General features: G+C 72.0%; 14 protein-coding genes. 3 read left to right on the forward strand and 11 right to left on the reverse strand.

Going from position 1 to position 14,837, the window contains the following annotated elements; translation table 11 throughout:
* Positions 1–41: 41 nt before the first annotated feature.
* Both ACZ52J_RS10895 and sodN read right to left on the reverse strand, forming a co-directional pair.
* Positions 42–1,109 (reverse strand): FecCD family ABC transporter permease, encoded by a 1,068-nt coding sequence (locus tag ACZ52J_RS10895; protein ID WP_465617572.1) that lies wholly within the window; start codon positions 1,107–1,109, stop codon positions 42–44.
* Between the two features lie 344 nt (positions 1,110–1,453).
* Positions 1,454–1,849 (reverse strand): superoxide dismutase, Ni, encoded by a 396-nt coding sequence (gene sodN, locus ACZ52J_RS10900; protein WP_218203467.1) that lies wholly within the window; start codon positions 1,847–1,849, stop codon positions 1,454–1,456.
* 257 nt (positions 1,850–2,106) lie between these two features.
* Here sodN and sodX point away from each other — a divergent pair, with 257 nt between their 5' ends.
* Complete coding sequence (gene sodX / locus ACZ52J_RS10905) at positions 2,107–2,469, forward strand: nickel-type superoxide dismutase maturation protease (protein ID WP_396287770.1); 363 nt, start codon at positions 2,107–2,109, stop codon at positions 2,467–2,469.
* Between the two features lie 42 nt (positions 2,470–2,511).
* Here sodX and ACZ52J_RS10910 read toward each other — a convergent pair whose 3' ends face one another.
* From ACZ52J_RS10910 to ACZ52J_RS10930, 5 genes are all read right to left on the reverse strand, one after another.
* Entirely contained in the window at positions 2,512–3,099 is a 588-nt protein-coding gene (locus tag ACZ52J_RS10910; RefSeq protein ID WP_360505761.1) for a CGNR zinc finger domain-containing protein, read from the reverse strand.
* 112 nt (positions 3,100–3,211) lie between these two features.
* Entirely contained in the window at positions 3,212–4,015 is an 804-nt protein-coding gene (locus ACZ52J_RS10915; RefSeq protein WP_360510034.1) for an amino acid ABC transporter ATP-binding protein, read from the reverse strand.
* A complete protein-coding gene (locus ACZ52J_RS10920) occupies positions 4,012–4,986 on the reverse strand; it encodes an amino acid ABC transporter permease (RefSeq protein ID WP_465617575.1) in 975 nt (324 codons plus the stop codon). Before ACZ52J_RS10920 ends, ACZ52J_RS10915 begins: the two co-directional genes overlap by 4 nt.
* Positions 4,987–5,023: 37 nt before the next feature.
* Positions 5,024–5,950: an ABC transporter substrate-binding protein gene (locus tag ACZ52J_RS10925; RefSeq protein WP_465617577.1), complete on the reverse strand. Its 927-nt coding sequence runs from the start codon at positions 5,948–5,950 to the stop codon at positions 5,024–5,026.
* 409 nt (positions 5,951–6,359) lie between these two features.
* Positions 6,360–7,286, reverse strand: a complete 927-nt coding sequence (locus ACZ52J_RS10930) for an ABC transporter substrate-binding protein (RefSeq protein WP_465617579.1) — start codon at positions 7,284–7,286, stop codon at positions 6,360–6,362.
* A gap of 587 nt (positions 7,287–7,873) precedes the next feature.
* Between ACZ52J_RS10930 and ACZ52J_RS10935 the strand changes: the two genes are divergently transcribed.
* Positions 7,874–9,067, forward strand: a complete 1,194-nt coding sequence (locus tag ACZ52J_RS10935; protein ID WP_360510030.1) for an NAD(P)-dependent malic enzyme — start codon at positions 7,874–7,876, stop codon at positions 9,065–9,067.
* A 247-nt stretch (positions 9,068–9,314) separates the two neighbouring features.
* Positions 9,315–10,277, forward strand: a complete 963-nt coding sequence (locus tag ACZ52J_RS10940; protein ID WP_465617581.1) for a zinc-binding dehydrogenase — start codon at positions 9,315–9,317, stop codon at positions 10,275–10,277.
* Positions 10,278–10,346: 69 nt separating this feature from the next.
* Here ACZ52J_RS10940 and ACZ52J_RS10945 read toward each other — a convergent pair whose 3' ends face one another.
* From ACZ52J_RS10945 to ACZ52J_RS10960, 4 genes are all read right to left on the reverse strand, one after another.
* Positions 10,347–11,396, reverse strand: coding sequence for a PadR family transcriptional regulator (locus tag ACZ52J_RS10945; RefSeq protein ID WP_465617583.1), 1,050 nt, complete (start codon positions 11,394–11,396; stop codon positions 10,347–10,349).
* Position 11,397: 1 nt separating this feature from the next.
* Complete coding sequence (locus tag ACZ52J_RS10950) at positions 11,398–12,300, reverse strand: DUF4097 family beta strand repeat-containing protein (protein ID WP_465617585.1); 903 nt, start codon at positions 12,298–12,300, stop codon at positions 11,398–11,400.
* 226 nt (positions 12,301–12,526) lie between these two features.
* Positions 12,527–12,706: a DUF6104 family protein gene (locus tag ACZ52J_RS10955; protein ID WP_360253909.1), complete on the reverse strand. Its 180-nt coding sequence runs from the start codon at positions 12,704–12,706 to the stop codon at positions 12,527–12,529.
* A gap of 46 nt (positions 12,707–12,752) precedes the next feature.
* Positions 12,753–14,753 carry a serine/threonine-protein kinase gene (locus tag ACZ52J_RS10960; protein ID WP_360510026.1) on the reverse strand — a complete coding sequence of 667 codons (2,001 nt, stop codon included), beginning with the start codon at positions 14,751–14,753 and terminating at the stop codon, positions 12,753–12,755.
* Positions 14,754–14,837 lie beyond the last annotated feature (84 nt).

Consider the following 14,837-nt stretch of genomic DNA (forward strand, 5'->3'; position numbering starts at 1 on the left):
GTCGGCCGCGTCGGCCCGGTCGGTCGTGCGGGCCGCGTCGGTCACCGTCGGCCTCCGAAGGCCTGGCCGCGGCGGCGCATCATCAGCAGGAAGGCGGGCACGCCGAGCACGGCGGTGAACACCCCGACGGGCAGTTCGGCGGGCGCCAGCAGGGTGCGGGAGGCGATGTCCACCCAGACCAGCAGCAGGGCCCCGGCGAGCGGCGCGACCAGCAGCACCCGGTGGTGCCCGGCGCCGACCAGCATCCGCGCGAGGTGCGGCACCAGCAGTCCGACGAAGCCGATCGCCCCGCTGACCGCGACCACCGTGCCGGTGACGGCGGCGGTCACCACGAACAGCTCGCGGCGCAGCCGGTCCGGGTCCACGCCGAGCGAGGCGGAGGTCTCGTCGCCCATGGCGAGCGCGTCCAGCCGGCCGGCGGTGCGGGCGAGGTAGGCCAGGCCGGCCAGCACGGTGCAGGCGGCGATCGGCACCGAGCCCCAGGTGGCGCCGCCGAGGCTGCCGAGCAGCCACATCATGGCGTCCCGGGCGGCTTCGCCGCGGTCGGCGGCGAAGACCATCAGGGTGGTGGCGGCGGAGAAGCCGTAGGACAGGGCGGTGCCGGTGAGCACCAGTCGCAGCGGGGTGAGCCCGTACGCGGTACGGGCGGCGAGGTAGACCAGCGTCATCGCGGCCAGCGCGGAGCCGAAGGCGGAGGCGGAGACCGCCCACACCCCGAGCGAGGCGAAGGCGCCGAACAGAAGGACGGCGTTGGCGCCGACGGCCGCGCCGGAGGAGATGCCGAGGACGAAGGGGTCGGCGAGCGCGTTGCGCACCAGGGCCTGGACGGTGACGCCGGTGGCGGCCAGCCCGGCGCCGACCACGGCGGCCAGGACGGTGCGCGGCAGCCGGATCTCCCAGACGATGGCGTACGCGGCCGCCTCGTCCGTGTCCAGCCGACCGCCCGTCAGCCCGGCGCCCAGCAGCCGCAGCACGTGGGGGAGTCCGATCCCGGAGGAGCCGAACGCGACTCCGCAGACCACGGAGAGCAGCAGGGCGGCGGCGAGGCCGACGGCGAGCGGGAGCGCGGGTATGCGGCGGACGGGCGGGCCGCCGGTTGCGCGGTTCACGGGTGGGCGGTTCACGGGTGCGCCTTGCCTCGGGCCGCGGGTGCGCCGGGGCGGGCGCCGGCCGGAGGCGTGCCCGGGCGCCGTTCCCCTCGCAGTCCGCGGCGAGTTGTCGGGAGGTCAGCGGCCGGGGGCGATCGGGCTGGCGCGGCCGTACCGCTGGTACGGGCCGCGCTCACCGTTGCGGGTCAGCGCCGGATTCACACCGGACTTCCCCCTCGGACGCCCCGGCAGCATAACAGGCACTCATGGTCAGCAACCCTTACCGAGGTCGGGTCGGACGTGAACGCACGACCGCCCCCGTCCGGCGGTGCGGACGGGGGCGGTCAGGTGGCGACGCGTCAGGCTCAGGCCTGCTTGGTCTCCCAGAAGATCTTGTCGACCTCGGCGATCAGGTCCAGCAGGGCCTGGCCGGTGGCCGGGTCGGTGGACGCCTTGGTGGCCGAGGCGGCCTTCAGGGTGTCGTTGATCAGCTTGTGCAGCTGCGGGTACTTCTCGAAGTGCGGGGCCTTGAAGTAGTCGCTCCACAGCACCGAGATGTGGTGCTTGACGGCCTCGGCGCGCTGCTCCTTGATGATGATGGCGCGGGCGCGGAAGTGCGGGTCCTCGTTGGCCTGGTACTTCTCCTGGGTGGCCTTCACCGACTCGGCCTCGAGCCGGGCCTGCGCCGGGTCGTACACGCCGCAGGGCAGGTCACAGTGGGCGTGAGCGGTGGCACGCGGTGCAAACAGACGAGAGAACATGGGAGTCCTTCCTTAGATCGTCTTCCCGCGCCCGAGATTACCCTTCCGCCCTCGCGGTTTCGCGATCGGGCGGTGGGCCTAGGGCAAAAGGCGGACCCGGAACCGGGGTAATCCGGACATCGAACAGGTGACGGTCCGTACGGCAGACTGGGGACGGTCGGCGCGGAGGAGGAGTCGTGGCACGGAGCACGGAACCGGAGGGCCGGGCCCGGGGCGGCGCGCTGCCGTTCGGACTGGTCGACGTGGTGGGCCGGTCGATGGTCCCGACCCTGCGCGAGGGCGACCGGCTGCTGGTCCGCTACGGCGCGCCGATCCGGCCGGGGGCGGTGGTGCTCTTCCGGCACCCCTTCCAGCAGGACCTGCTGGTGGTGAAGCGGGCCGCCGAGCGCCGGTCCGGGGGCTGGTGGCTGCTCTCCGACAACCGCCCGGTGGACAGCGACAGCCGCAGCTACGGCGCGGTCCCGGACGACCTGGTGCTCGGCCGGGTGCTGCTGCGGTTGCGCCCGCGCCCGGTCTGGCTGGCGCCGGGCCGCCGGCTGGAGCGGCTGCTGCTCGCCCCGCGGCTGGCCCGGGTGCCGGGCCTGGCCCGCCGCCTCGGCGTCTGGGTGGAGGAGGTCTAGCCGCGCGCCCCACCGCTGCGCCCCACCGTTGGGCCCCGGCTGTTACGCCCCGGTGCCCAGTGCGGCCTCCGCCTCCTGACGCTTGCGGGCCCGGTAGGCGGCGACGTTGGCCCGGGTCGCGCAGCGGTCCGAGCAGTAGCGGCGGGAGCGGTTGGTCGAGGTGTCCAGGTAGGCGTTGCGGCAGGGCGCGGCCTGGCAGATGCCCAGCCGGTCGGCGCCCAGTTCGGTCAGGTGGACGGCCAGGCCCATGCAGGCGACCGCGCTGAAGTGCGCGGTGGCGGTCGGCGAGTTGTCGGCCAGGTGCAGGTGCCAGCGCGGCCGTCCGGCGTCGTCCAGGTAGTCGTGCCCGGAGATCAGCGGGCTGACGGGGTACTCCATCAGCAGGCTGTTCAGCAGGTCGACGCCCCGGATCTCGTCCCCTTCGGCGGCGGCTTCGAAGACCCCGCGCAGCCGGGTCCGGACCGCCCGCAGCCGGGGCAGGTCGGATTCGTCGGCGAGCGCGGCGGCCCGGGAGGAGTCGGAGAACAGGGCGCGCACCGCCTCCACGGAGGTCAGCGTGTCGGTGCCGCGCTCCGGCTCCTCGGTGTTCACCAGCCGAACGGCGAGGTCGGCGTACGAGGCGAGCTCCACGGCGGTCCTTCCAGAAGATCGGTAACGGGCTGGCTGCTTCCAGCCTATTACCCGAAGGGGGAAAACGTCGGCGCCCGGCAGGAGCTGCCTGCCGGGCGCCGACGGGAGGGATTCAGAGCACCTTGGAGAGGAAGGCCCTGGTGCGCTCGTGCTGCGGGTTCGTGAGGACCTCACGGGGGTTGCCGGACTCGACCACCACACCGCCGTCCATGAACACCAGCGCGTCGCCGACCTCGCGGGCGAAGCCCATCTCGTGGGTGACGACCACCATCGTCATGCCCTCCTCGGCGAGGCCGCGCATGACGTCGAGGACGTCGCCCACCAGCTCCGGGTCGAGCGCCGAGGTGGGCTCGTCGAAGAGCATCAGCTTGGGCTTCATGGCCAGCGCGCGGGCGATCGCGACGCGCTGCTGCTGGCCGCCGGAGAGCTGGGAGGGGTAGTTCTTCGCCTTGTCGGCGAGGCCGACCCGCTCCAGCAGGGCCATCCCGCGCTCGCGGGCGTCCGCCTTGCTCTCGCCCTTGACCTGGACCGGCGCCTCGACGACGTTCTCCATGGCGGTCATGTGCGGGAACAGGTTGAAGCGCTGGAAGACCATGCCGATGTCGCGCCGCTTGAGGGCGACCTCGCGGTCCTTGAGCTCGTGGAGCTTGTCGCCCCGCTGCTGGTAGCCGACCAGCTCGCCGTCCACCCAGAGGCGGCCGCCGTTGATCTTCTCCAGGTGGTTGATGCACCGCAGGAAGGTCGACTTGCCGGAGCCGGACGGGCCGATCAGGCAGAACACCTCGCCCTGCTTGACCTCCAGGTCGATGCCCTTGAGCACCTCGACCAGGCCGTAGGACTTGTGCACGTTCTCGGCGCGGACCATGGGCTCGGCCGACCCGGCGCCGTCGGCGGGGGTCTTGGTCAGATCGGTCATACGTGACCACCTCCCTCGAGCCCCGGGACGACGTCGGCGTCCGTCTTCGGGGCGGGCTTCCCGGCGAACAGGCCCCGCAGTCGCTGCAGCGGGGTGGGCGGGAGGGTGCGGTTGGAGCCTCGGGCGTAGTGGCGCTCGATGTAGTACTGGCCGATGGTCAGCACCGAGGTGAAGAACAGGTACCAGAGGCTGACCACGATCAGCAGCGGGATGTTCTGGTAGTTCCGAGAGTAGATGACCTGGCCGGCCCGGAAGATCTCCTCCAGGGAGATCACCGAGACCAGCGAGGTGGTCTTCAGCATCGAGATGGTCTCGTTGCCGGTCGGCGGGATGATCACCCGCATGGCCTGCGGCAGGACGATCCGCCGCATGGTCTGGAACCGGCTCATGCCGAGCGCGTGCGCGGCCTCGCTCTGGCCCTCGTCCACCGACTGGATGCCGCCGCGGACGATCTCCGCCATGTAGGCGGCCTCGTTGAGGCCGAGGCCCAGCAGGGCGGCGACGAAGGTCGGGATCAGGACGTTGGTCTGCCCGGACCAGAACTCCGGTCCCCACGGGACGCCGATCGACAGCTTGGCCCAGATCAGGCCGAGGAAGTTCCAGAACACCAGCTGCACCAGCACCGGGGTGCCGCGGAAGATCCAGATGTAGACCCAGGCGGTGCCGGCAAGCAGCGGGTTCGGGGACAGGCGCATCACCGCGAGGATGACGCCGCCGACCACACCCATGAGCATGGAGAGCGCGGTCAGCTCCAGCGTCACGACCATGCCGTGCAGGATGCTGTCGTGGAACAGGTACTGACCGACGATGTCCCACTTGAAAGCGGGGTTGGTGAAGAGAGCGCTCAGCAGCATCGCCGCGAGCAGGGCGATGACGACGGCGCCCGCCCAGCGTCCGGGGTGACGGACCGGGACGGCCTTGATGGTCTCAGGCCGTCCCCGTCCCTCCGTCCCCTTGTCCAAAGAGTTCACGGTGTGGCCTCGGGGGAGAGATGAAGCGTACGAGGGGTCAGCTGACGGCGCCGTTGACGGTCGACTTGTCGATCGCACCGGCCTCGACGCCCCACTTGGTGAGGATCTGCTTGTAGGTGCCGTCGTCGATCAGCGACTGGACGGCACCCTGGATGGCCGGGCTGAGCTTGGAGCCCTTGGCCAGGGCGACACCGTAGGGGGCCACGCCGTAGGTGTCGCCGACCTTCTCCAGCTGCCCGCCGGACTGCTTGATCGCGTAGTCGACGACCTGGGAGTCGGCCATCATCGCCTGGTCGCGGCCGGAGACCACGGCGTTGGTGACGTCCGTCTGGAGGTCGAACTTGTCGCCGTCGTTCTGGACGCCCGGCTTGCCGGCCTTGGCGCAGTCCGGGTTGCGGGTGTCCTTGATCTCGTCGGCCTGGGTGGTGCCGGTCTGGACGGCGACCTTCTTGCCGCAGAGGTCCTTCGGGTCGATCTTCTCCGGGTTGCCCTTCTTCACCGCGACAGCGCTGCCGGAGTTGAAGTAGGTGACCATGTCGACGATCTGCTCGCGCTCCTTGTTGTCCGTGAAGGACGACATGCCGAGCTGGAACTTGTTCGACTGGATGCCGGGGATGATCGCGGTGAAGCCGGAGTCCTGGACCTCGGCCTTCAGACCGAGCTTGGTGGCGATGGCGTTGGCCAGGTCGACGTCCATGCCGATGATCTTGCCGCTGTCGTCCTTGAACTCGTCCGGCGCGTACGAGGCGTCCGCGCCCACCACGAGCTTGCCGGCCGCCTTGATGTCGTCCGGGACGAGCGCGGCGAGGTTGGGGTCGGCCTTGACCTCGTTGACGGTCGCGGAGGCGTTGGGGGCACCGCTGCCCTCGCTCTTGCTGCTGCTGCAACCGGTCAGCGCGAGGGAGACGGAGACGGCAGCCACACCGGCCGCGAAGAGCCGGTTGCGCTTGGTACGGGCGGTCATGAGGGGGATCTCCTCCTGGGAGAGAAGGTCGGGCGGACGCGCCGCGGGAGCGGCGCACCGGGGGTGCGAGCCGTACGGCGCTGTACGGGTGTGCGTCGTAGTCGTCGTACGTGCGGGCCGGGTTCTGCAGTGCCTGGACGCTGGGACCGCCCAGGGTTCTACGAGTACTGCTGCCGCCACCCTCCGCCGAGGTGGACGTGACCGAACCGCCTCGACCAGTGGTCGGCTCGATCCGAGATGGGGGGAATCCTGCCATCTGATGACGGTCAGGTGGCCCTCATCCAGATCAAAATCGGATAACGAGGGGTCGCACTGTCCGCTATTCGGACTTATTCCGAGCCCCTGTCACCCTGCGCATAAGTATGCAGATCCCTCTGTGCTCAGCCCCGGAGGCCCGCCGCCCTCCCGCTCAGATGCCCCCGTTGACCACGGCGTTCTGCGCCGCGCCGGCGCTGACGCCCCACTTGGTGAGGATCTTGTCGTACTCGCCGCCGCGGATCAGCTGGTCGACCGCCTTGGCCACCGCGTCGCGCAGGTCGGTGTCGCCCTTGCGCACCGCGATCCCGTACGGGTTGGAGGTGGACTGCCCGCCGGTCACCTCGAAGCGGCTGCCGCCGTCGGTGGTCTTCGCCGCGTAGGCGGCCACCGGGAAGTCGTTCAGCCCGGCCGCGGCGGCACCGGAGGCGACCTCGGCCAGCGCCTTGGCGTCGCTTTCCAGCCTGTGCGTGGTCAGCAGGCGGCCGGTGCGGGCGCAGACCGCCACCTGGCGGGTGACGATCTCGTCCTGCGTGGTGCCCTGCTGGAAGGCGATGGTCTTGCCGCACAGGTCGTCCAGGGTCTTGATCCCCTTGGGGTTGCCCTTCGGCACGACGATCGAGCTGCCGGCGATGAAGTAGTCCACGAAGTCCACGCCCGGGTTGACCTGCTTGCCGGTCTCGTCCAGGCCGTCGCGGCGCTGGCGGATGTCGCTGAGCGCCGACATCGCCACGTCGTACTGCTTGCCCTGCAGGTTCGGTATCAGCTTGTCGAACGTGGTGTCCACGAACTCGATCCGCACGTCGAGGATCTTGCCCAGGGCGGTGGCGAGGTCCGGGTCGAGGCCGGTCGGCTTGCCGTCCTGGCCGCGGAACTCCACCGGCGCGTAGTTGACGTCCATGCCGATGCGCAGCACCCCGGCCGAGCGCTGCGCCTTCGGCAGCTTGTCGCGGACGTCCTTGACCGGGTCGTCCGCGGCGGCCTGCCCGCCGCCTCCGCAACCGGTCAGCAGCAGGGCACCGGCGGTGGCCAGGACGGCGCCGGCCAGGACCGGACGACGGACGGGAAGGGGGTGAGGCATGAGGGCTGCTCCTGTGGGAGGGACGTGCGGTCGCCACGGTGTCGCGGTGGTGTACGCGAAATGGCGGACAAGCGATCCTGCCATCCCGGCCTGCCGGGCCCGGCGGCGGGTATGTCAGAATGCGGTACCGGGTGACCCCCGGACGCTCGAACCAGACCGCCGGGCCCTGACAGGCCCGGGGTGCTCGGGACCGGAAGTCCTCACGTGACTCCGTATCCGGAGTGCCGACTCCCCCTTGCGTCTGCGTTCACTCCTGCGGGTGCGCGTGTGCTCATGCCGTTGCCGCCGCCGGAGCCCGGCGCTTCCGAAACCGGGCCCCTGGGACGCGACAGCGCGGCGATGAACCGCACGTGACGAGGACGAAAAGGCATAGGTGCGATGCCTTCGTCCGACCTAGGCTCGGCCCGGTAGTACTGACGCCGACAAACACAAGACCCCATAAAAACCCTCATCCGAGGGCGCCGCCCGACGGCAGCGCCCCGACCCCGCCCCGGGTCCGCCTTCGCGCACCCGGTTTCCGGTTTTCGGCCGGGTCGCCCTGCCCGTCGGTCACGCGTCCTCGCCAGAACAATGACGAAGAGGTCATCGTGGCAGCGGAGATCATCAGCAGCACCCAGGACACCGACGATCCGGTCGACGCGGTTTTCGCGCTCCACCGCGGCGGCAAGATGGAGATCCGGGCGACCGTCCCGGTGCGCGACGCGGACGACCTGTCCCTCGCCTACACCCCCGGTGTCGCCCGCGTCTGCACGGCCATCGCCGAGCAGCCGGAGCTGGTCAACGACTACACCTGGAAGGCCAACACCGTCGCGGTGGTCACCGACGGCACCGCGGTGCTGGGCCTCGGCGACATCGGCCCGCAGGCCTCGCTGCCCGTGATGGAAGGCAAGGCCATCCTGTTCAAGCAGTTCGGCGGCGTGGACGCGGTGCCGATCGCGCTCGCCTGCACCGGGGTCGACGAGATCGTCGAGACCGTGGTCCGGCTGGCGCCCTCCTTCGGCGGCGTCAACCTGGAGGACATCTCCGCCCCCCGCTGCTTCGAGATCGAGCGCCGGCTCCAGGAGGCCCTGGACATCCCGGTCTTCCACGACGACCAGCACGGCACCGCGATCGTCACCACCGCCGCCCTGTGGAACGCGGCCAAGGTGACCGGCCGCGAGATCGGCTCGCTGCGGGCCGTCATCTCCGGCGCCGGCGCGGCCGGCATCGCCATCGCCAAGATGCTGGCGGCGGCCGGCATCGGCGACGTGGCGGTCTGCGACCGCAAGGGCGTGGTGTACGAGGGCCGCGGCGACCTCACCGACGTCAAGGCCGAGATCGCCGCGCGGACCAACCGCACCGGCCTCAAGGGCTCGCTGGCCGACGCGCTGGCCGGCGCCGACGTGTTCATCGGCGTCTCCGGCGGCACCGTGCCTGAGGAGGTCGTCGCCACCATGGCCGAGGGCGCGTTCGTCTTCGCGATGGCCAACCCCAACCCGGAGATCCACCCCGAGGTCGCGCACAAGTACGCGGCGGTCGTGGCCACCGGCCGCAGCGACTTCCCGAACCAGATCAACAACGTGCTGGCCTTCCCCGGCATCTTCGCCGGCGCCCTCCAGGTCCGGGCCAGCCGGATCACCGAGGGCATGAAGCTGGCCGCCGCCAAGGCGCTGGCCGGCGTGGTCGCCGACGAGCTGACGCCGCAGAAGGTCATCCCCTCGCCGTTCGACGAGCGGGTCGCGCCGGCGGTCACCAAGGCCGTCGCCGAGGCCGCCCGGGCGGAGGGCGTCGCCCGGATCTGAACCGGTGCCCGGGGGAGCGTGCCCGCCACGACGGCCGCTCCCCCGCGCCCCCGGGCCGGCCCCCCCGAGCCGAAGGGCGCGCCGCTGCCGAAAGCGAGGAGCGACAAGCGAGGAACGAGTGCCGGAGCGACGAGCGTCGGCAGCGGATCCGAGCGCCCCGGAGGCGAGCGGGGGGAGTGACAGCAGGGACACGCGTCACACCTACGCGTGGTTCCCGGCCCCGGCCGTCGCCGCTATCGTCCGGATCATGTTTGCTGCCTACGCCGCACGTATCGATGCCGACGACCCGCTCAGCGGACTGGAGTTGGGCGAGCGCCCCGAGCCGCAGGCCCGCCCCGGGTGGAGCGTGGTCACGGTCAAGGCCGCCAGCCTCAACCACCACGACCTGTGGTCGCTGCGCGGGGTCGGCCTGCCCGCCGAGAAGCTGCCGATGATCCTCGGGTGCGACGCGGCCGGCGTCGACGAGAACGGCGACGAGGTGGTCATCCACTCGGTCATCGGCCAGACCGGCCACGGGGTGGGCCCCGCCGAGCCGCGCTCCATCCTGACCGAGCGCTACCAGGGCACCTTCGCCCAGCAGGTGGCCGTCCCCACCTGGAACCTGCTGCCCAAGCCCGCCGAGCTGAGCTTCGAGGAGGCCGCCTGCCTGCCCACCGCCTGGCTGACGGCCTACCGGATGCTGTTCACCAACGCCGGGGTCAAGCCCGGTGACACCGTCCTGGTGCAGGGGGCGGGCGGCGGCGTCGCGACCGCGCTGATCGTCCTCGGCAAGGCGGCCGGCCTGCGGGTCTGGGTCACCGGCCGGGACGAGGCCAAGCGCCGCCGGGCGGTCGAACTCGGCGCCGACGCGGCCTTCGAGAGCGGCGCCCGGCTGCCCGCGCGGGTCGACGCGGTGATGGAGACCGTCGGCGCCGCGACCTGGTCGCACTCGGTGAAGTCGCTGCGCCCGGGTGGCACCATCGTCATCTCGGGTGCCACCTCGGGCCCCAACCCGAGCGCCACCGAGCTGAACCGGATCTTCTTCCTGGAGCTCAAGGTGGTCGGCTCGACCATGGGCACCAAGGAGGAGCTGGCCGGGCTGCTCGCGCTCTGCGCCACCACCGGCGTCCGCCCGGTGATCGACTCGGTGCTGCCGCTGAGCGAGGCCAGGGACGGCTTCGCCCGGCTTGCCAAGGGCGATGTCTTCGGCAAGATCGTCCTCAACCCCTGACGCGAGGAGCCCGGTGCTCCTCGCGGGAGCACCGGGCCCGGATCCTTCGCACGCCGGCCGTTGCGGCCGTCAGCCGAGCAGCCGCTTCAGCCGCTCGCCCGCGGCGCCCAGCACCGAGCGCGCCTCGGCGAGCTTGTCCGTGCTCACCCCGCCGTCCCGGGCCGCGTCGCGGACCTGGTCGCGGAAGCGGTCGAGCAGCCGCTCCAGCTCGCGGGCCGGGTCCTCGGCCGGGTCGGTGCGCGCCCACGAGGGCAGGTCGGCCGGGGCGGTGCGCTCGTCCGTGTCCGGGGCGTCCTTGTCCAGGTCGATCCGGGTCACGGAGATCCGTTCGTCCGACGGGGCGGGCCCGTCCGACGGGTGGCCCCAGCGGGCCGCGTCGGCCAGGCCGGACAGGCCCTTGGTCAGCTCGGCCAGGCCCTCGGCCAGCCCGGTCGGCCAGTCGCCCTTCGCGGCGTGCTCGCGCACCTGCTGCTCGACCCGGCGCTTGATCCGCAGCGCCTCCTGCTGCGCGGCGGTGCGTGAGGCCTTGGCCTGCTCGCGCAGCCGGCGGGCCTCCTCCTCGGCGGCCTTCGCCTTGGCCTTGGCGGCCTTCTCCTGCTCCCGGGCGCGCTTGGCCTGCTCCTTGGCGTGCCGCTTGAACTGGGCGAACTCCTCCTTGGCGCGCTGCCAGGACTCGTTGTCGCCCCAGGGGCCGGCCCACGGGTCGCCCGGGCTCTCGGCGCGGTCCGGCCGGGGCGCCTGCTTGGCGGCCTTCCACAGCTCCTCGCGCAGGTCCTTGGCGCTGTCCCGGACGTCCTCGCGGATCGCCCCGGCGAGCTGCGCCACGGAGTCCCGGATCTCCAGCTCCAGCTCTTCCAACTCGGTCTGCCGGGCTTCGAGTTCGGCGCGACCGGCGTCGGTGAGCCGGTAGACCTTGCGGCCGCCCTCGGTGCTGTGGCTGACCAGGCCCTCCTGTTCCAGCTTGGCCAGCCGCGGGTAGACCGTCCCGGCCGAGGGGGCGTACAGGCCCTGGAACCGCTCCTCCAGCAGGCGGATCACCTCGTAGCCGTGCCGCGGGGCTTCGTCCAGCAGCTTCAGCAGGTAGAGCCGGAGCCGGCCGTGGCCGAACACGGGGGTCATCTCATGCCTCCTTGGTGAGGTCGGGCTTGCCGGGGGCGGCCGGAAGCTCCTTCGCCGGGCCCTCGTCCTCGGGCTCGGGGCGGCTCAGCACGGTGACCGCGCCGGAGACGGTGGTGACGTTGACGCTGCCGCGGCCCTCGCCGAGCTGGCCGGACAGCTTCTTGGCGCCCCAGCTGCCGCTCAGCTTGAGCTGCTCGAAGCTGCTGGAGATGTCGCCGCTGGTGGAGCCGGCCTCGACCCTGGCGTCGGTGCGGGAGGGGATCCGGAGCACGACCGGGCCGCTGACGGTGGTGACCTTGACGTCGGCCTCGCCGTCGACGTCGAGGTCCAGGGTGACGGCGCCGGTGACGGCGTTGGCGTGGATCCGGTCGGCGGTGCCGGCGACCACGGTGAGCTGCCCGGAGACGCTGTTGACCCGGAGCCGGCCGCCGACCGCCTGGGCGTCGATGTCGCCGGTGACGGTGTTGGCGTCGGTGCGGCCGGTCAGCCCGACCAGCGTGGTGTCACCGTTGGCGCTCTGCACCGAGACGTGCCCGGCGATGCCGGAGACGGTGGCGTCGGCGGAGACGGTGCCGACCTTGACGTCGGCGTCGGCCGGGACGGTCAGGGTGATGCCGGCGACCCGCTTGCGCTTGAGGGTGCCGAAGAAGCTCTTGACCGAGCCGACCGACTTGAGCCAGTCGCCGAACTCGCCCCAGCTGTTGATGTCCTTGTAGGTGACCGTCAGGACGCCGTCCACCACGGTCACGTGCAGCGGGTCACCCTCCAGCTCGGTGACCTCCAGACGGGCGGGGCCCTCGGCGGCCACCACGTTCACCGTGCCCTCGATGATCCGTACGTGCAGCGCGCGGACCTCCTCGTCGAAGGTGGTCCGGCCCGGCCCCTCGATCGTCCACTGGCTCATCTCTGCCGCCTCCCGTTGCCGATCGCGATGTATCGCGTTCCCTGCAAAAGACGATATATCGCGTGCCGGGAGAGTCAAGTGTGCCGGACCCCGATCCCGACCCCGAACCGCCCCCGAGGCTTCCCCTACGGGACACCGGGGGAGGACACCCGCGAAGACCGCCCGGAGACACGCGAGAGGCCCGGGAGGCGGTTGCCTCCCGGGCCTCTCGACGGCCGTCACCGGGTCACTCGTCGTCCTCGTCGTCGAGCCGGGCCAGCCAGGTGGCCAGCCGCTCGACCGGGATCTCGAAGTCCGGGTTGAGGTCGACGAACTCGCGCAGGCGCTCGGCCAGCCACTCGAAGGTGACCTCCTCCTCGCCGCGCCGGTTCGCCAGCTCCTCGATGCCTCGGTCGGTGAAGTACACGGTTCGCTCCGGTCCGATGGGGATTGACCTGGTCAGGATAGACCGGTCAGCTGGCCCGCCAGGTGCTGACGGTGACCTTGGCGGCCCCGGTGGTCGGGTCGGCCTGTTCGATCGCCGCGATGGCGATGTTGTGGGTGACCCGGTCGCGGACGCAGAGCAGGCGGCCGGGTGCCACCCGGTTGTACGAGAGGTCGGTGTCCGGCCGGGAGTCGATCGCGGCCGCGCACTGCTCGGCGGTGACGGACAGCTCGGTGATCACCGCGAAGTCCGACTTGTTGTCGCCGTAGCTGGTGAAGGAGTTGGCCTTGCTGCCGCTGCCGCCGCCGGCGTTGACCACGCCCAGGCCCCACTTGATGTCGTTGGAGCGCGGCACCACGGTGCCCGCGTCCAGGTCGATCCGGTAGGAGTCGGAGGAGTAGTCGGCCCCGGGGATCGCCAGCGACTTCTTGTCCAGCATCAGGGAGTAGCCGTTCGGCCGGGCGGGGGCCGAGACGGTGCCCGGGGCGGACTTCGAGGGCGCGGCCGTCACCGGCGAGTTGGTGAACGTGCTGCTCGGGCTGGGGGAGGTGCCGTCGCTCTGGCTGGGCGCCGGCTTCGGGCCGGACTGGCTGGTCTGGCTGGACTGGCTGCTGCTGGTGTCCTTCTTCTTGCCGTCGTCCAGCTTCTTCATGAGCACCACGCCGCCCGCGGTGCCGCCGACCGCCATCACCAGGGCGACGGTGAGCAGCACCTTCCAGGACACCCCGCCCTTGCGCTTGGGCTCCGGCTCGGGCGCCGGGTCGGCGGTCACCACCGGGCCGGGCGGCGGGGTGTCGAAGGACGGCGGCTCCGGCTGCAGGTGGACGGTCGGCGGCGAGGTCAGCACCGGGGCGGTCGGCGACTCGGTGGGCGGCTGCGGGGCGCCGTACGAGCCGAGCGGCGGCGGCGCGAAGCCCGTCGGGGGCGTCGCGGGCTGCTGCGGCGGGTGCGCGGCGTTCGCCGGGTGGATCGGGACGGTGGCCGGGTGGGTCGGCGCGACGGGCGGCGGCGGGGGAGTGGCCGGGGCGGCGGGCATCGCGGGCACCGGCGTCGGCGGGGTGGCGGGCGCGGCCGGCAGCGGGGTCGGGGGAGTCTTGGGCAGGTCCGAGCGGCGGGTGATCTCGGTGTTGACCTGGCGCGGCAGCCAGTCGTCGCCGAACCGCAGCTGGCCGCCGACCTCCGGGTGGTTGCGGGCGACCTGGATGATCTCGGCGGGCTTCGGGCGGTCCTCCGGGCTCTTCGCCAGGCAGCGCTGGATCAGTTCGCGCAGGTCCGCGGGGACGGCCGACAGGTCGGCCTCCTCGTGCACCACCCGGTAGAGCACCGCGGTGTCCGGGCCGTCGCCGAACGGCGCGGTGCCGCCGGCCACGTACGCGGCAAGGGCGCCGAGCGCGAAGACGTCGGTGGCCGGGCTGACCGGGCGGCCCTGGGCCTGCTCGGGGGACATGAAGGCGGGGGAGCCGATCCGGTAGCCGGTGCCGGTCAGCGCGGTGGCGTCGGCGGCCCGGGCGATGCCGAAGTCGATGACCCGCGGGCCGTCGCCGGCGACCAGCACGTTGGCGGGCTTGAGGTCGCGGTGGACCACCTCGACGCTGTGGATCGCCTGCAGGGCCTCGGCGATGCCGCCCATCAGCAGCAGGACGGTGCGTACCGGCAGCGCGCCGTGCTCGCGCACCACCTGCTGCAGGGACGGGCCGGGGACGTACGCGGTGACCAGCCAGGGGGCGTCGGAGTCCAGGCCGCCGGAGTCGATCACCTGCGCGGTGTAGAGCCCGTGGATCCGCTGGGCGTTGCTGACCTCCTGGGCGAAGCGGCGGCGGAACTCGCCGTCCTCGGCGAACTCCGGGCGCACCACCTTGAGCGCGACCGGGCGCCCGCCCGGGGTGTACGACAGGTAGACCCGGCCCATGCCGCCGGCGCCGAGCCGGGCGAACAGCCGGTAGCCGCCGACCTCCTTGGGGTCGTCCGGGAGGAGCGGCTGGAAGACCGGCGGGAGCTTTTCGGCGTCCCGAGGCGTGTCGGCGGTCATGTGGTGATCCCCCTGGGAGAGCGGTGAGGCGGTACGGCCGAGTCGGCGGGGCGCGATGACGGGCGTCCGGCGTCCTACTGGCGA

The organism is Kitasatospora sp. NPDC034035, from assembly GCF_055575755.1.

Coding starts and splice junctions, on each gene's coding strand:
- sodN (WP_218203467.1), bottom strand. CDS start 1,849: ATGTTCTCTCGTCTGTTTGCACCGCGTGCCACCGCTCACGCCCACTGT.
- ACZ52J_RS10950 (WP_465617585.1), bottom strand. CDS start 12,300: ATGAGCCAGTGGACGATCGAGGGGCCGGGCCGGACCACCTTCGACGAG.
- ACZ52J_RS10940 (WP_465617581.1), top strand. CDS start 9,315: ATGTTTGCTGCCTACGCCGCACGTATCGATGCCGACGACCCGCTCAGC.
- ACZ52J_RS10915 (WP_360510034.1), bottom strand. CDS start 4,015: ATGACCGATCTGACCAAGACCCCCGCCGACGGCGCCGGGTCGGCCGAG.
- ACZ52J_RS10925 (WP_465617577.1), bottom strand. CDS start 5,950: ATGACCGCCCGTACCAAGCGCAACCGGCTCTTCGCGGCCGGTGTGGCT.
- ACZ52J_RS10945 (WP_465617583.1), bottom strand. CDS start 11,396: ATGACCCCCGTGTTCGGCCACGGCCGGCTCCGGCTCTACCTGCTGAAG.
- sodX (WP_396287770.1), top strand. CDS start 2,107: ATGGTCCCGACCCTGCGCGAGGGCGACCGGCTGCTGGTCCGCTACGGC.
- ACZ52J_RS10930 (WP_465617579.1), bottom strand. CDS start 7,286: ATGCCTCACCCCCTTCCCGTCCGTCGTCCGGTCCTGGCCGGCGCCGTC.
- ACZ52J_RS10960 (WP_360510026.1), bottom strand. CDS start 14,753: ATGACCGCCGACACGCCTCGGGACGCCGAAAAGCTCCCGCCGGTCTTC.